We start from the raw sequence: 14,290 nt of genomic DNA, 5'->3' as shown, positions 1-14,290 counted from the left end.
CGTGTCGACGCAACGTCAGGGGACAATCACTTCCTTCTTTCGTAATGTTCAAGCACGCGCCTTTCGCCATTAACATCCATAGACACCGTACCCATATGCTGGAAGCCGATATTGAGGATGACACGCCCTGAAGGGTGATTTTCTTTCAGGTGTCTGGCATAAATCAGTGGCAACCCGAACTCTTTCAGTCCGAACTCCACTAGAGCGCCTGCGGCCTCGGTACAATACCCGTTACCCCAGTATGGAAACCCAATCCAGTAACCGAGATTACCGTCGGTAGCTGTGAGTTCGGTTAGACTCACTGTCCCGACCAGTTCTGACGTTTCCGAAAGAGTGACCGCGTACACGATTGCTTCGCCACGCGAGAACGCGACGGCCCGGGACGCTATCCAGCTCTCCGCCATACCGTCTTTATAGGGATACGGTATGTTGGCCGTCATTTCTGATACCCGACGGTCGCCAGCCAAGTCCTGGACTCGGGGAGCGTCTGTCAATGAAAATGGCCGTAGCGTCAATCGTTTGGTATGAAGTTTAGGCTGCGTTTCCATTTAGCATCGCTCTCGCTGTTTCCCCGGGGCACAAACCGCCCACGTAATTGGCTAATGACTGAGTGTGTACGGATACCTACTCACCCATCTCCATAACCCAATGATCATTCAACTCAGGACCGCCACCACGATTTTCGCTGCCCGCGACAATATGCAGTTCCCCATTAAACAGCGTGGCCTGGGTCCCGTGGCGCCCAACGGGTAAAGGCGGCAGGCTGAGCCATTCCTCAGTTTCCGGGTTGTACGCCTCCACTTCGCGGTGGGCTTCAACTTGACTGATACTCTCACCGCCCAAGACCACCAACAATCCATTAAAGGCCACCGTTGCCGTACCAGCACGCTCGGTGGGCAAAGGCGCTTCCAACGTGTGCCAGCGTTGGTTTTCAATGTCGTACACATCGACGGGCGCAACGGTGAGCGACATGCTTTCGCCCGTGTCGTGGGATGAGGTTCGCCCTCCGGCTGCGTAAATATGTCCATCAATCACCGCGGCATGAAAGTGATCTCGGGAATGCGGGGCGTCAGGCAGCTCCGTCCAGCGCCCAGCTTCTGGATCAAACACATCCACCCAGGGGACATAGCCGCTCATATGGCCGCGCGTGTTTCCACCCACCAGGTAAATCAGACCTTCATGCAATACAACGCCGCTGCCACCGCGCCGACGATCGGCGGGGATTTCTGGCCCCTCCGACCAAGCGTCAGTGGCGGGGTCGTAAATCAGAATATTGGCCAGCGGGGGCTCTTCTGGAAAACCACCGGTCATGGCGCCCAGCACGTAGAGCTTTTCGTCGTATTCGATGGCCTGCATATGGTGAATTTCAAACGGCGGTTTGGCGCCCTGGCTCCAGCTTCCCGTGGCCGGATCAAAAATATCCAAAGGCCGTTCACCTCGGCCGCCGATCAGATACAAACGTTCACCCAGAGCCACAAAGCCGTTTTCGTGGCGTGCACTGGGTGGCGTGCTTACCTTGTGCTGCTGCCATTGCACGGAGGCAATGTCGGTGTTTTGTGGGCTAGTGGTTTGAGCGCTGCAGGCCGCAAGCACACAGAACGCAGCAGCCGCAGCGGCATATGAAAAAAGCTTTGTGACTGTACATTGGGTTTTGATTGAGGGATTGAACAATGGCATAGCTTACGACTCCTGTTGTAATTCTTTGAGCACATATTTTTTATAATGAAACCGGGGGAACTACAAACCTTGACGTATAGACTTCAAGGAATGCTGAGTCAGGCTAACGTCCACATATACGGCACCCGGCGCTGGGAGGTGTCCGGCTCTTGAAACGCGCGTATATATAATCTGCCTGCTAGCCTGCCTCTTTTATTAAGGACTCTGTAATGACTTCAGGGTGCCTAAAGGCAATTTGAATGAGAGCTTGGGCGGCACCTGAAGGTTTTCGACGCCCTTGCTCCCATTCCTGAAGAGTGCGAGGAGATATATGCAGAGCTTCTGCAAACTGTGACTGGGAAAGCCCGGTTTTATAACGAGCCGCCGCCACTTCATTTGGTGAAACCTGCGTTGTTCGTGCTGCTTTACCCGCCTTCATTTCATTCACGGACTGTAGAAGCTTTTTGCCTAGCTCCTCCCCGGTCATGGTAGGTTGCTTAGCCATTTTCAATTACCTCTCGGATGGATTTCAGCAAGTGCGCCGGGATATTACCGCGAACACTCTTTGCGTAAATCACCAGTAACCACAATTCACCGCTTTCCAGACGAGTGAAGTAAATAACCCGTACACCGCCACTTTTCCCAGTGCCTTGCCTACGCCAACGTACCTTCCGACAGCCACCGCTGGCCGGAATGACATCCCCAGCCTCGGGGTTTGCTGCCAACCAAGCACAAAATGCGCCCCGGTCTTCCTCAGACCACAGTTCTTTGGCGTCTTCCGTAAAGGTGGGGGTTTCTATAACGGTGTACATAAACCAAATATACGTCATTGACGTATAAGCATCAAGAGCTAGGCTTACAGATGTTTATTGAGCCTGCACATTTTGTCGTCTGAGAGGTAAGTGGGGTAGCCACTTGGGCACCAGCCGAGGGGCGGGATGAACTCGTCCGGGGGCCGTCAAACAAAAAACCACACCTTTCGGTGGGTGTTGCAGAGTTCGGAGACTGCGGAACGGCGGGATGCATGGCGCAGTTTGTCGTCCTGCGGACTGCCCCTTCGGGCAGCTTCGCTGTGCCAATCGGCTATCCTGCCGATTGGTATGGAGCACTTCCTTGTGCTCCACCCTGCGGGCCGCCCATGCGGGCGTTCGGCAGCGCTCCTGGCGCTGCTCGTGAACCGCATCAGCGATTCTCACCCGGCGAGGGTCCGCCAAACAAAAAACCCCCGCACCTTTCGGTGCGAGGGTTTTGTGTTTGGTGGAGCCTAGCGGGATCGAACCGCTGACCTCAACACTGCCAGTGTTGCGCTCTCCCAGCTGAGCTAAGGCCCCAAAACTGCTTGTGCTTCGTTGGAAGCGGGGCGCATTGTAGCACCCCGCTCGGAGCTGTCAACAATAAATCGGCAAAAAAACCTAATTCTTTGATTATTAGGCAGTTTTTACGAATTCTCTGCTGACGCCTCTGCTTCCGTACCCAGCGTCTGGTAGGCCTTTTCCAGCTTTTTGAGCTGCTTTTTGCCCACGCCGCCGAGTACTTCAATGGCCTGACGCAGTCTGGCGCGGCTCATGTCCGGGCCGAGCAGGACCATGGCGTCCATGACCGAGAAGGAGGCAGTGGTGCCGGCGATGGCGACGAACAGCGGGGCCAGGAAGTCTTTGACCTTGATCCCGGTGGCGTCGGCCAGGGATTTGAGCTCGGCGAAGATCGCGTCACGCTCCCAGGTGCGCAGGGTTTCCATGCGCCAGACGGCGAACTGGAGGACCCGCTTCTGTTCGTCCAGCTCCAGCTTGTTGCCGGTGAAATGGCTCTCGGTCAGGCCCAGGTTGCCGGAGGCGAGGAAGCTGACCAGGGGAGCGAAGTCGCCCAGGGTTTCCATGCGGGGCTGGGCATGGGGAAGTACTTTGAGCAGGTTGTCCCGGTTGAGCGCCCAGGCCTGCAGACGGTCGGCCAGCTGCTCGGTGGAGAGGTCTTCCCGAATCCACAGGCCATTGAGCCAGGAAAGCTTTTCCACGTCGAAAATGGGGCCGCCCAGAGAGACGCGGTTGATGTCGAAGTGGGCCTGCATTTCCTCCAGGGTGAATTTCTCACGCTCATCGGGCATGGACCAGCCCATGCGGCCCAGGTAGTTGAGCAGGGCTTCGGGCAGGAATCCGGCACGCTGGTAGTAGAGGATGCTGGTGGGGTTTTTGCGTTTGCTGAGCTTGGATTTGTCCGGGTTGCGCAGCAGCGGCAGGTGGCACAGCACGGGGGTTTCCCAGCCGAAGTATTCGTACAGCTTGAGGTGTTTGGGGGCGGAGTTGATCCACTCTTCTCCGCGAATCACGTGGGTGATCCCCATCAGGTGGTCGTCCACCACGTTGGCCAGGTGGTAGGTGGGCATGCCGTCGGCTTTGAGCAGTACCTGCATGTCCACCTGGGACCAGTCGATGTCGATCTCGCCGCGTAGCATGTCCTGCACTTTGCAGGTGCCCTCTTCCGGCACTTTCATGCGGATGACGTAGGGCTCGCCGGCGTCCAGGCGCTGTTTGACTTCCGCCTCGCTCAGCTTCAGGCCGCGACCGTCGTATTTGGGGGTTTCCCCGCGGGCCTGTTGCTCGGCACGCATCTGGTCCAGTTCTTCGGCGGTGGCGAAGCAGTAAAAGGCGTGGCCCTTTTCGATCAACTGTTCGACGTAGCCCCGGTAGATGTCCATGCGCTCGCTCTGGCGGTAGGGACCGTGTTCGCCGCCCACGTCCGGGCCCTCGTCCCACTCGATGCCCAGCCAGCGAAGGCTGTCCAGAATGGCCTGTTCGGATTCCGGGGTGCTGCGGGTCTGGTCGGTGTCTTCAATGCGCAGCAGGAACTGGCCGCCGTGCTGGCGGGCAAAGCACAGGTTGAACAGGGCAATGTAGGCGGTACCGACGTGGGGATCGCCCGTCGGTGAAGGCGCAATACGGGTGCGAACGGTCATAGAAAACTTCCGCAAGTTGGTGAACGTGAATGCGATATGGGCCGGCATTATACGTGAGCGGGGGCGGATCTGCGATGAACCTTTGAGTCTCGCCGCCACTTGATTAGAGTTTACTAATTTACTCGGATTGCTTACCATGAGGTATCCCCTTTTCAATCAAGAGATACCCACACGATGAGTGCAACCCGCGTAACGCCCCAACAACTGTTTGCCAACACCCGACCGGAGGAGCTGTGCATTCTGGACCTGCGCACCACCGCCGAGGTGGAAAACGAGCGGGTTCCCGGTGCCCTGCATATTCCCGTACAGGAGCTCAGCGCCGAGCGCCTGCAGGCCGAGCTGAGCCAGCGCGGTGGAGACAAGAGTACGGTTTACCTGCTGTGCCAGAGCGGTCGCCGGGCGGATATGGCGGTCGACAAGCTGGCGGGCAAGGTCGATTGCTCACTGTGCATTATCGACGGTGGTGTCAACGCCATGCGCCACGCCCCGGTGGAGCTTGAGCGCTCTGAGACGCCGCGCCGCGCGGTCTCGATCGAGCGTCAGGTGCGGATTACCGCCGGACTGCTGATTCTCACCGGCGTGGTGCTGGGCTTTACAGTCAATCCGGGCTTTTTCTGGCTCTCGGGCGCGGTCGGTGCGGGCCTGACCTTTTCAGGCATCACCGATACCTGCGCCATGGCCAAAGTCCTGCTGCACATGCCCTGGAACCGGTAAGCTCCCATGTTCCTGCTGATCGGCGTACTCATTGGACTGGTACTGGGCCTGACCGGCGCGGGCGGTTCGGTGTTTGCGGTGCCGCTGCTGATTCTGCTCGGCGGGATGAGCGTCAACGGTGCGGTCGGACTGTCGCTGGGGGCGGTGGCGATCAGCGCGCTGTATGGCAGCTTTCGCAGCTGGCACAGCGATCTGGTGCTCTGGCCACCCACCATCATTCTGGCGGTGACCGGTGCCCTGGTCGCGCCTCTGGGCAAGTGGCTGGGCAATCAGTTGCCCGACACCCTGCTGTTGGTCAGCTTCAATGTGCTGACTTTGATCATTGCGGTGCGCATGTGGCGCGACGCCCAGCGCAACCCGGAGCATGCTAATGTGGTCCGCGCCAGCAGGGCCGAACACCGGCGACCCGAGATGCTGTGCATGTTGAGCCCCACCGGACAGTTTGAGCTTAAGCCGCGCTGCATTTCCGGGTTGGCGATTGGAGGCGCACTGGTGGGTTTGCTCTCCGGGGTGTTCGGTGTGGGCGGCGGCTTTCTGATCATTCCGCTACTGCTGTTTTTAAGCCGCATTTCCATGGTGCAGGCGGTTTCGATTTCCCTGCTGATCATCACCCTGATCAGCAGCTCGGGCTTTATCAGCCACTGGCTGTTCAGCGAACAGGCCGGCACCCCCATGGACTGGTCTCTGCTCGGCTGGCTGGCACTCGGCGGCGTGGGCGGCATGGTGGTGGGTCAACAGATCAGCCATCACATTGCCAACGCCCGCTTGCAGCAGGTGTTCGCCGTTGGCCTGGTGGTTCTGGCGCTGGTGACACTGGCTTCCACCCTGATCCGCTGACCGCCCTTTCAGAAAACCACCCGCCCACAAAAAAGGGGCCGAAGCCCCTTTCTCCGTGCCCGTCTATCGACCGGCTTACTCTTCCGACTCGGGTTTGACGAACCGCAGAGTCATCCGGTCGCTCTCGCCAATGGCTTCATAGGAAGCGCGATTTTCATCACCCAGACGCAGTGAAGGCGGCAGGGTCCAGACGCCTTCCGGGTGATCCCGGGTATCTTTCGGGTTGGCGTTGATGTTGCTGCGGTCGTCCAGGGTCAGTCCCGCCGCTTCCGCCAAGGCGATGACCGCCGCTTCGGACACATAACCGGTGGTGGCGCTTTCCGACGGGTCCGCCTCGTCGACGGCGCGATGTTGCACCACACCCAGCACGCCGCCAGGTTTGAGGACCTCGGCAAAGGCCTGGAACATGCCTTCGGCCTGTCCACCGTTGATCCAGCCGTGGACATTGCGGAAGGTCAGCACGAAGTCTGCGCTGCCCGGCTCGCCGAGCACGGGCGCCGAGGGGTCATAGAGCTGCACTTCGGCGTTGCCGTAGAACTCGGGCTGATCTTCAATGCGGGCCTGAATTTGCGCGGCCTGCCGGACCACGTAAGACGGCATGCCCTCCAGCTCGGGGTTCGGGGTGGCGGCGATGTATTGCCCGTCCTCATTGACGAAGGGGGCGATGATTTCCATGTACCAGCCGCCACCGGGATTGATTTCAATCACGGTGTCATCCCGCTCCACACCAAAGAAAAACAGGGTTTCTTCGGGGTTGCGATAGCGGTCCCGGGCCCGATTGTCGTCGCTGCGGTGAGCGCTGGCCATGATTTCCAGGATGCTGGCGCCCGGCGCTGCCAAAGGAGCGCCTTCCGCGACGGTCGCTTCGGCTTCCGGCTCAGGGGTTGATGTCTGGGTTTCTTCCGCCTGCTCGCAAGCGGTCAGCGCGGTGGCAGCCGCCAGGCAGGCGACCAGTTTCAGGATTTTCATGGTTTGGCTCCGTTTATTATCGATTAAGGTATTCAACTCCAACGCGCGAGGGCGCGCAGGTCTTTGTCCCGGGCGTCGACCCAGACTGAGCCGTCTTCGGTGTCTTCGCGCTTCCAGAAAGGCGCCCGGTTTTTCAGGTAATCCATGATGAATTCTGCCGCCTCAAAGGAGGCATCCCGGTGGGCGCTGGTGACGCCGACGAACACAATCGCCTCCCCTAATACCAACGAACCAACCCTATGGATCACCCTCACCCGCCCCAGCGACCAGCGCTGGCGGGCATCGGCCAGGATCTGCTCCAGGGCCTTTTCGGTCATGCCCGGGTAGTGCTCCAGGGTCATACCGGTAACGGCGCGACCGTCATTGTGTGAACGCACCCGACCGACAAAAAACACGGCCGCGCCGGCATCCACATCATCGGCGGTGAGTTGGGCGTATTCATGGGCCACATCAAAGGGCGCGGTCTGGACGGATATCATGTCAGCCTCCGGTGACCGGTGGCATAAAGGCCACCTCATCGCCATCATGAACCGGATGGCCGGATTTCACCAGCGACTGGTTCACCGCAAAGAGCACGCCGGAGGCACTCAGGGGCTCCCGCCAGTCGGGATGCTCGGCCACCAGCCGCTCGCGCACCTTGGTGACACTGTCGCCCTCAACGGTTTCCAGCGTCAGCGAATCGCAGCCGAGCTGATCGCGCAAGCGGGCAAAAAACAGTATCTGAATCATGATTGTTTGGTCTCATCTTCAGCGCGTACATAATGACCGCGACGGCCACCGGATTTTTCCAGCAGCGCGATATTTTCAATGACCATACTCAAATCGACGGCTTTACACATATCGTAGATGGTCAGGGCGGCCACGCTGGCAGCGGTCAGCGCTTCCATTTCCACGCCGGTCTGGCCGGACAGCTTGCAGTAGGTTTCGATCGCCACGCCCGCCGGTTCCTCCTGAAACGCAAATTCGACCCCCACTTTGCTCAGTGCCAGTGGGTGACAGAGGGGTACCAGGTTGGAACACTGCTTGGCCGCCTGAATGCCGGCAATGCGGGAGACCGCCAGCACGTCGCCTTTTTTCAGGCCATTTTCACGAATCAGCGCCAGGGTGGCGGGTTGCATCCGGACGAACGCGCTGGCCCGTGCCTCGCGCACGGTAGCGGGCTTGTCCGACACATCCACCATGCTGGCGCGCCCTTGATCGTCAGTGTGAGTCAAACTCATGGGAATCCTGTTGCGGTTCAAATCGTCCTTCATCATACCCGAAAAAAAGCGCCTCCCGTGAGTGGGTAGGCGCTTTGGGGTACTGCGTCCGCTTATTGGCTGGCGAGGTTACGCAACACGTAATGCAGAATGCCGCCGTTCTGGAAGTAGGCGAACTCGTTGGGGGTATCGATGCGCACTTTGGCCTTGAAGGTCTTGGCTTTGCCATCGGCCCCTTTGGCCGTCACTTCCACCTCTTTGGTGTCTGCCTGCACAGCGGGAATATCGAACGCTTCCTCACCGGTCAGCCCCAGGGACTCAACGGACTCGCCCTCCGCAAACTGGAGCGGCAGAATGCCCATGCCCACCAGATTGGAGCGGTGAATGCGCTCGTAGCTTTCGGCAATGGCCGCACGCACACCGAGCAGTGACGGACCTTTCGCCGCCCAGTCCCGGGAGGAGCCGGAGCCGTATTCTTTACCCGCGAGCACCACCAGCGGTGTGCCGTCTTCGCGATAACGCTCGGCGGCATCGAAAATACTGATGACTTCGTTCTTGGGCAGGTAGGTGGTCCAGCTGCCCTCAGTGCCCGGCGCCATCTGGTTTTTCAGCCGCACATTGGCGAAGGTGCCGCGCATCATCACCTCGTGGTTGCCGCGCCGGGAGCCGTAGGAGTTGAAGTCCTTCGGGTCCACGCCCTGCTCCTGCAGATACAGGCCGGCAGGGCTGTCCGGCATGATGGCACCGGCCGGAGAGATATGGTCCGTGGTAATGCTGTCACCGACCTTCACCAGACAGCGGGCATCCTTGATATCGGTGATATCCCCCGGGGTTTTGCCCATGCCATCAAAGAACGGCGGCTTGCGCACGTAGCTGGAGTCCGGCCAGGCGTAGAGCTGGCTCTCTTCCACCGGCAGTGCCTGCCAGCTCTCGTCGCCACTGAACACGTCCGCGTACTTTTCGGAGAACATGGCCGGATCCAGGTTGTCGGCAATGGTTTTCTGGATATCCGCCGTAGTAGGCCAGATGTCCTTTAGATAGACCGGTTTATTGTCTTTGTCATAGCCCAGAGGCTCTTTCTGCAGGTCGATATCCATGGTACCGGCCAGCGCGTAGGCCACCACCAGAGGCGGTGAAGCCAGGTAGTTGGCCCGCACGTCGGGGTGAATCCGACCTTCAAAGTTGCGGTTGCCCGAGAGCACCGAGGTCACCGTGAGATCGCCCTCGTGGATGGCCTCGTGAATTTCTTTGGGTAGCGGTCCGGAGTTGCCGATACAGGTGGTGCAGCCATAGCCCACCAGGTAGAAACCCAGACCTTCCAGCTCATCCATCAGGCCGGCTTTTTCCAGGTAGTCGGTCACCACCTTGGAACCGGGTGCCAGGCTGGTCTTGACCCAGGGCCGGGACTTCAGACCTTTGGCCCGGGCATTTTTGGCTACCAGGCCAGCCGCCATCAAAACCGCCGGGTTGGAGGTGTTGGTACAGCTGGTGATGGCGGCAATGACTACCGCGCCATTTTTCAGCAGGAAGTTCTCACCGTCGTAGTCAACCCGGACGGCGCCCTGATCGGACAGGGGCACGCCACCCACCGCCGCGGCGCCACCTTCGGAGGAAAAGTCCTGTTCGGTGGAGGCAATGGTGTTGCGCCGGTGCCGGTCCATTTCATTCAGTACATCGTGAAAGGCCGGTTTGGCGTCAGTCAACGCAATCTTGTCCTGGGGGCGCTTGGGGCCGGCAATGGACGGCACCACGGTGCTCAGATCCAGCTCCAGTACATCGCTGTACTCGGCATCCGGTGTCTTGTCGTCGTGCCAAAGGCCCATGGCCTTCATATAGGCCTCCACCAGCTCCACCTGCTCTTTGGAGCGGCCGGTAAAGGTCAGGTAATCCAGGGTCTGCTGGTCCACCGGGAAGATGCCGCAGGTGGCGCCATACTCCGGCGCCATGTTGCCGATGGTGGCGCGGTCGGCCAGGGTCAGGTGTTTGAGACCGGGGCCGAAGAACTCAACGAACTTGCCGACCACACCCAGCTCACGCAGCATCTGGGTGACCGTCAGCACCAGGTCGGTGGCCGTGGCGCCCTCGGGCAGCTCACCGGTGAGTTTGAAGCCCACCACCTGGGGAATCAGCATGGAAATGGGCTGACCGAGCATGGCCGCTTCGGCCTCAATGCCGCCCACACCCCAGCCAAGTACACCCAGGCCGTTGATCATGGTGGTGTGGGAGTCGGTGCCCACGAGGGAGTCCGGGTAGGCTTCCAGCTGACCATCGCGCTCGCGGGTGAACACACCGCGGGCCAGATACTCCAGGTTGACCTGGTGGACAATACCGGTGCCCGGCGGCACCACTTTGAAGTTGTCGAAGGCCTTCTGGCCCCAGCGCAGGAACTGATAGCGCTCGCGGTTGCGCTCCACCTCCAGCGCGGTGTTTTTCTTGAACGAATCCTCACCGCCGAAGAAATCCACCATCACCGAGTGGTCGATCACCAGCTCGACCGGCGACAGGGGATTGATCTGCTCGGGCTTGCCACCCAGGCTCTTGACCGCATCGCGCATGGCGGCCAGGTCCACAATGGCCGGCACCCCGGTAAAGTCCTGCAGCACCACCCGGGCCGGTACGAAGGCGATCTCCTGCGAGGGCTGGGCTTTAGGATCCCACTGGGCAAGCGCTTCGATATCCGCCTCGCTGACCAGCCCCGAGTCGGAATGGCGCAACAGGTTTTCGAGCAGGATCTTGAGGGAATAGGGAAGCTTGTCGACCGGGAAGCGTTTTTCGACTTCCGTGAAGGGATAATAACGATAGTCTTTGCCGCCCACCTTCAGGGTGTCGACGGACCGATAGGAATCTGCCATAACTGCCTCACGGTTTACTGAAAAATGAATCCATCACTGCTTTAGAGATTAGGCCATCGCGGCCCGGGGCGCCAGCGGGCACCGGGGTTTCCGTTCGCACGAGTGGGGCAAATGTGCTTTCTTAAATTCATATGGGGCCTTATGCTGTTAATCCAAGCCCTCTTTGCACAGGTTTACACCCACCAGGCAGCCCAGAGCGCGTGATACAGGAGATTCCGACATGTCCCAGCCACCCATTTTCCGTCGCTGGCCACCGCGGGAGCCGGAGTTGATCCAGCTCTACTCCATGAACACGCCCAACGGCATCAAGGTGGCACAGGCGCTGGAGGAGATGCACCTGCCCTACGAGCCCCACACCGTGAACATTCTGGAGGGGGATCAGCACACGCCGGAGTTCCTGTGGATCAACCCAAACGGCAAGATTCCCGCGCTGTACGACCCGGACGGCCCGGATGGGCGCCCGATCAGCCTGATGGAGTCCGCCGCCATACTGGTGTATCTGGCCGAGAAAACCGGCACCTTTATGCCCCTGGACCCGGATGGTAAAAGCGCCTGCCTGCAATGGCTGTTTTTCCAGATGGGCCACATTGGCCCCATGTTTGGCCAGTTTGGACACTTTTTCGTCTATGCCCGGGACAAATGCGATCACCCCTACCCGGTCCAGTGCTACAGCAATGAAACACGACGCCTGCTGGGCGTGCTGGAGCATCACCTGGATAACCGGAATTACCTGCTGGGGGAGAGTTTCAGTATTGCCGATATGGCCATTGCGCCCTGGGTGGACTGCCTGGACACCTTCTATCAGGCGGGAAAACATCTGAAACTGAAAGAGTTCCCGGCGGTACACCGCTGGCTGGAACGCTGCACCGAGCGCCCCAGCTATGGCATTGCCCGCCGGGTGTGCGACCCCGAGGACCGGGATCGCTGAGGCAAATCAGAATTTGTACACGAGGGTGACGTAGGTGGTGGTGTCGGTCTTTTCCTTACCCTCGGTCACGTCGGAGTCCGACTGAACCGTAAAACCGACCTTCATCTGCATGGAGCCGTTGATACGGGCACTCAGTGATGTGTCGGAGGTGGTACGAGTGTTGTCCTGACCGGATTCAACGGCCAGAGTCTGACGGAAGTCGGCGCTCTCGGTGACCTGCCAGTCGTATTGAGCCGCCGCACGGATAATGGCGCCTTCTTCGTCGACGGTGGTGCCGTCATCCAGTTCCTGTTCGGCCCAGAAATAACCCGGACCGATTTCCACGTCGAGTTGCATGGTGTCCGTTTCAAACAGGCGATCACCATAACCGACCGCGAGCGTGCTGTACTTGGTGTAGGCACCGAACTTGTCGTCGGTGTGAGAACCGAAGATGAACAGGTTCGCGTTGTCTTTATCCAGTTTGTAGGCGCTCTTCACCGAACCGGAAATTTTCTCGGCGGTTTTCTCGGTTTCCTTGGTCCCATCCGCCTGGGTGATTTCATCTTCCTTGAACAGCGCGCTGATCACGTACTGGTTTTTCCACATTTCCAGATCCTGGGTGGCATCCATTTTGCCCTGAAATGTGGTGGTCTCGGTATTACCGGAAGTCACAATCATGCCCAGCTCGGCGGTCGCCTTCCACACCTTCGCTGCTTCTTCATCCTGGGCCAGAGTCGGTGCCGCATTCAATGCCGCCAGACCGGCCGCCAGTGCTGTGAGTCGAAACTTCATAAAACCTCATCCTTTACTGTTCGGAAAAAACGCCTAGTTTACACCACTCACCCGGGGTTTTCCCGCCGGGTCGATTTTTCGTCGTAGCTAAAAGAGTGATATAATTCACTTTTTTACTCCCCGGGAACTCATGACTCAGAACCACCGGCCTAACGCGACACCAGCCCCGGTCAGCCGGCGCTTCTGCGCCGCTCCGATGATGGATTGGTCTGACCGACATTGCCGGACGTTCTGGCGGCTGCTCAGCCGTGAAACTCTCCTCTACACCGAAATGGTCACCACCGGCGCCCTGATTCACGGCGACCGGGCCCGGCACCTGGATTACAACGCCGTGGAACACCCCCTCGCCCTGCAACTGGGCGGCAGCAACCCGGCCGAGCTGGCCGAGTGTGCCCGCATGGCGGAAGACTGGGGCTATGACGAGGTGAACCTCAACTGCGGCTGCCCGAGCGACCGGGTACAGAACAACAAAATCGGCGCCTGCCTGATGACCGAGCCGGCATTGGTAGCCGAATGCATCGATGCCATGCAACAGGCCGTATCCATCCCGGTAACCGTCAAGCACCGTATCGGGGTGGACGATATGGACGCCTATGAGGGGCTGTCACAGTTTGTGGGCACCATTGCCGCGACGGGCTGCCGCACCTTCATCGTGCACGCCCGCAAGGCCTGGCTCAAAGGCCTGAGCCCCAAAGAGAACCGCACCGTTCCGCCGCTCGATTACGACCGGGTCCGTCAGCTCAAGCGGGAGTATCCGGACCTTGAAATCATCATCAACGGCGGCATCAATACCCTTGAGCAGGCGGAAACCCTGCTGGAAGACCTCGATGGGGTCATGATCGGTCGGGAGATTTACACCAATCCCTACCTCCTGGCGAGGGTCGATCAACAGCTGTTTGGCGCCACCCGACCGGTCCCGAGCCGGGCCGAGGTGCTGGACGCCTTCCGGGACTATATGGGAACTGAGCTGGCCCAGGGCGTGTCCCTGAAGTATATGACCCGACATATTCTGGGCCTGTACCAGGGCCAGCCCGGCGGCAGGCAATTTCGCCGCATCATCAGCGAGCGGGCGTTCAAGCCCGGCGCCGGGTTGGAAGTGCTCGATGCAGCCAGAGCCCGCGTCGAGCCTGATATAATAGCGGTGTAGATGCCATTTCGTGCCGTACCGGTGAGTTGTGTTACGGCGGATGCGCTTCGCTTATCCGCCCTACGCGTTGCTTTGGAGTTTGCGTAGGGCGGATAAGCGCGAAGCGCGCATCCGCCGTAACACGGCCCAACGCTAGTCGCGTAGGGCGGATCGGTCCGACGCTTCGGAGCGAAGCGCATCCGCCGTAAAAAGAGCGTCAAGCTGGAGAGCAAAAGCCAAAACTACAAGCGGGAAGCAATTTGTAATACAATAAGGACACAGATCGAA

At 59.4% G+C, this 14,290-nt stretch carries 14 protein-coding genes and 1 tRNA gene; 4 read left to right on the top strand and 11 right to left on the bottom strand.

All coding sequences use genetic code 11. The annotated features are described in order from the left end of the window. Nucleotides 1-26: 26 nt before the first annotated feature. From N645_RS0101495 to gltX, 5 genes are all read right to left on the bottom strand, one after another. Nucleotides 27-548 (bottom strand): GNAT family N-acetyltransferase, encoded by a 522-nt coding sequence (locus N645_RS0101495; RefSeq protein ID WP_024459743.1) that lies wholly within the window; start codon nucleotides 546-548, stop codon nucleotides 27-29. 76 nt (nucleotides 549-624) lie between these two features. Further along, nucleotides 625-1,677: a kelch repeat-containing protein gene (locus N645_RS0101490; protein WP_081665786.1), complete on the bottom strand. Its 1,053-nt coding sequence runs from the start codon at nucleotides 1,675-1,677 to the stop codon at nucleotides 625-627. A gap of 178 nt (nucleotides 1,678-1,855) precedes the next feature. Beyond that, on the bottom strand, nucleotides 1,856-2,161 hold the full coding sequence (locus tag N645_RS0101485; RefSeq protein ID WP_024459741.1) for a DNA-binding transcriptional regulator: 306 nt from the start codon (nucleotides 2,159-2,161) through the stop codon (nucleotides 1,856-1,858). 750 nt (nucleotides 2,162-2,911) lie between these two features. Continuing rightward, nucleotides 2,912-2,987: transfer RNA gene (locus tag N645_RS0101475), tRNA-Ala, on the bottom strand. A gap of 107 nt (nucleotides 2,988-3,094) precedes the next feature. Next, entirely contained in the window at nucleotides 3,095-4,606 is a 1,512-nt protein-coding gene (gene gltX, locus N645_RS0101470; protein WP_024459739.1) for a glutamate--tRNA ligase, read from the bottom strand. A 174-nt stretch (nucleotides 4,607-4,780) separates the two neighbouring features. On the opposite strand from gltX, the gene N645_RS0101465 reads away from it, so the two are divergent. After that, on the top strand, nucleotides 4,781-5,320 hold the full coding sequence (locus N645_RS0101465; RefSeq protein WP_024459738.1) for a rhodanese-like domain-containing protein: 540 nt from the start codon (nucleotides 4,781-4,783) through the stop codon (nucleotides 5,318-5,320). A 6-nt stretch (nucleotides 5,321-5,326) separates the two neighbouring features. Next, on the top strand, nucleotides 5,327-6,157 hold the full coding sequence (locus tag N645_RS0101460) for a sulfite exporter TauE/SafE family protein (protein WP_024459737.1): 831 nt from the start codon (nucleotides 5,327-5,329) through the stop codon (nucleotides 6,155-6,157). Nucleotides 6,158-6,232: 75 nt separating this feature from the next. On the opposite strand, the gene N645_RS0101455 is transcribed toward N645_RS0101460, so the two are convergent. The 5 genes from N645_RS0101455 to acnA all read right to left on the bottom strand — a co-directional run bounded on the left by N645_RS0101455 (nucleotide 6,233) and on the right by acnA (nucleotide 11,177). Further along, nucleotides 6,233-7,126, bottom strand: coding sequence for a class I SAM-dependent methyltransferase (locus N645_RS0101455; protein ID WP_024459736.1), 894 nt, complete (start codon nucleotides 7,124-7,126; stop codon nucleotides 6,233-6,235). Between the two features lie 32 nt (nucleotides 7,127-7,158). Next, complete coding sequence (gene moaE, locus N645_RS0101450; protein ID WP_024459735.1) at nucleotides 7,159-7,605, bottom strand: molybdopterin synthase catalytic subunit MoaE; 447 nt, start codon at nucleotides 7,603-7,605, stop codon at nucleotides 7,159-7,161. Nucleotide 7,606: 1 nt separating this feature from the next. Beyond that, on the bottom strand, nucleotides 7,607-7,855 hold the full coding sequence (gene moaD / locus N645_RS0101445) for a molybdopterin converting factor subunit 1 (RefSeq protein WP_024459734.1): 249 nt from the start codon (nucleotides 7,853-7,855) through the stop codon (nucleotides 7,607-7,609). Continuing rightward, complete coding sequence (gene moaC / locus N645_RS0101440) at nucleotides 7,852-8,346, bottom strand: cyclic pyranopterin monophosphate synthase MoaC (protein ID WP_024459733.1); 495 nt, start codon at nucleotides 8,344-8,346, stop codon at nucleotides 7,852-7,854. Before moaC ends, moaD begins: the two co-directional genes overlap by 4 nt. Nucleotides 8,347-8,438: 92 nt before the next feature. Further along, nucleotides 8,439-11,177, bottom strand: a complete 2,739-nt coding sequence (acnA, locus tag N645_RS0101435; RefSeq protein WP_024459732.1) for an aconitate hydratase AcnA — start codon at nucleotides 11,175-11,177, stop codon at nucleotides 8,439-8,441. A gap of 220 nt (nucleotides 11,178-11,397) precedes the next feature. On the opposite strand from acnA, the gene N645_RS0101425 reads away from it, so the two are divergent. Then, entirely contained in the window at nucleotides 11,398-12,105 is a 708-nt protein-coding gene (locus tag N645_RS0101425) for a glutathione binding-like protein (RefSeq protein WP_024459731.1), read from the top strand. Nucleotides 12,106-12,111: 6 nt separating this feature from the next. Here N645_RS0101425 and N645_RS0101420 read toward each other — a convergent pair whose 3' ends face one another. Further along, a complete protein-coding gene (locus N645_RS0101420) occupies nucleotides 12,112-12,876 on the bottom strand; it encodes a YdiY family protein (RefSeq protein ID WP_024459730.1) in 765 nt (254 codons plus the stop codon). A 130-nt stretch (nucleotides 12,877-13,006) separates the two neighbouring features. On the opposite strand from N645_RS0101420, the gene dusA reads away from it, so the two are divergent. Beyond that, nucleotides 13,007-14,023 carry a tRNA dihydrouridine(20/20a) synthase DusA gene (gene dusA, locus N645_RS0101415; RefSeq protein WP_081665784.1) on the top strand — a complete coding sequence of 339 codons (1,017 nt, stop codon included), beginning with the start codon at nucleotides 13,007-13,009 and terminating at the stop codon, nucleotides 14,021-14,023. Nucleotides 14,024-14,290 lie beyond the last annotated feature (267 nt).

Origin of the sequence: Marinimicrobium sp. LS-A18, assembly GCF_000463525.1 — a bacterium.
GTDB classification, from domain to species: Bacteria; Pseudomonadota; Gammaproteobacteria; order Pseudomonadales; family Cellvibrionaceae; genus Marinimicrobium; species Marinimicrobium koreense.
This window is presented reverse-complemented; position numbering and strand designations above follow the sequence as displayed.

What these genes read in the sequence shown, in the direction of transcription:
- N645_RS0101495 (WP_024459743.1), bottom strand. Translation starts at nt 548, where the DNA reads ATGGAAACGCAGCCTAAACTTCATACCAAACGATTGACGCTACGGCCA.
- N645_RS0101490 (WP_081665786.1), bottom strand. Translation starts at nt 1,677, where the DNA reads ATGCCATTGTTCAATCCCTCAATCAAAACCCAATGTACAGTCACAAAG.
- N645_RS0101485 (WP_024459741.1), bottom strand. Translation starts at nt 2,161, where the DNA reads ATGGCTAAGCAACCTACCATGACCGGGGAGGAGCTAGGCAAAAAGCTT.
- gltX (WP_024459739.1), bottom strand. Translation starts at nt 4,606, where the DNA reads ATGACCGTTCGCACCCGTATTGCGCCTTCACCGACGGGCGATCCCCAC.
- N645_RS0101465 (WP_024459738.1), top strand. Translation starts at nt 4,781, where the DNA reads ATGAGTGCAACCCGCGTAACGCCCCAACAACTGTTTGCCAACACCCGA.
- N645_RS0101460 (WP_024459737.1), top strand. Translation starts at nt 5,327, where the DNA reads ATGTTCCTGCTGATCGGCGTACTCATTGGACTGGTACTGGGCCTGACC.
- N645_RS0101455 (WP_024459736.1), bottom strand. Translation starts at nt 7,126, where the DNA reads ATGAAAATCCTGAAACTGGTCGCCTGCCTGGCGGCTGCCACCGCGCTG.
- moaE (WP_024459735.1), bottom strand. Translation starts at nt 7,605, where the DNA reads ATGATATCCGTCCAGACCGCGCCCTTTGATGTGGCCCATGAATACGCC.
- moaD (WP_024459734.1), bottom strand. Translation starts at nt 7,855, where the DNA reads ATGATTCAGATACTGTTTTTTGCCCGCTTGCGCGATCAGCTCGGCTGC.
- moaC (WP_024459733.1), bottom strand. Translation starts at nt 8,346, where the DNA reads ATGAGTTTGACTCACACTGACGATCAAGGGCGCGCCAGCATGGTGGAT.
- acnA (WP_024459732.1), bottom strand. Translation starts at nt 11,177, where the DNA reads ATGGCAGATTCCTATCGGTCCGTCGACACCCTGAAGGTGGGCGGCAAA.
- N645_RS0101425 (WP_024459731.1), top strand. Translation starts at nt 11,398, where the DNA reads ATGTCCCAGCCACCCATTTTCCGTCGCTGGCCACCGCGGGAGCCGGAG.
- N645_RS0101420 (WP_024459730.1), bottom strand. Translation starts at nt 12,876, where the DNA reads ATGAAGTTTCGACTCACAGCACTGGCGGCCGGTCTGGCGGCATTGAAT.
- dusA (WP_081665784.1), top strand. Translation starts at nt 13,007, where the DNA reads ATGACTCAGAACCACCGGCCTAACGCGACACCAGCCCCGGTCAGCCGG.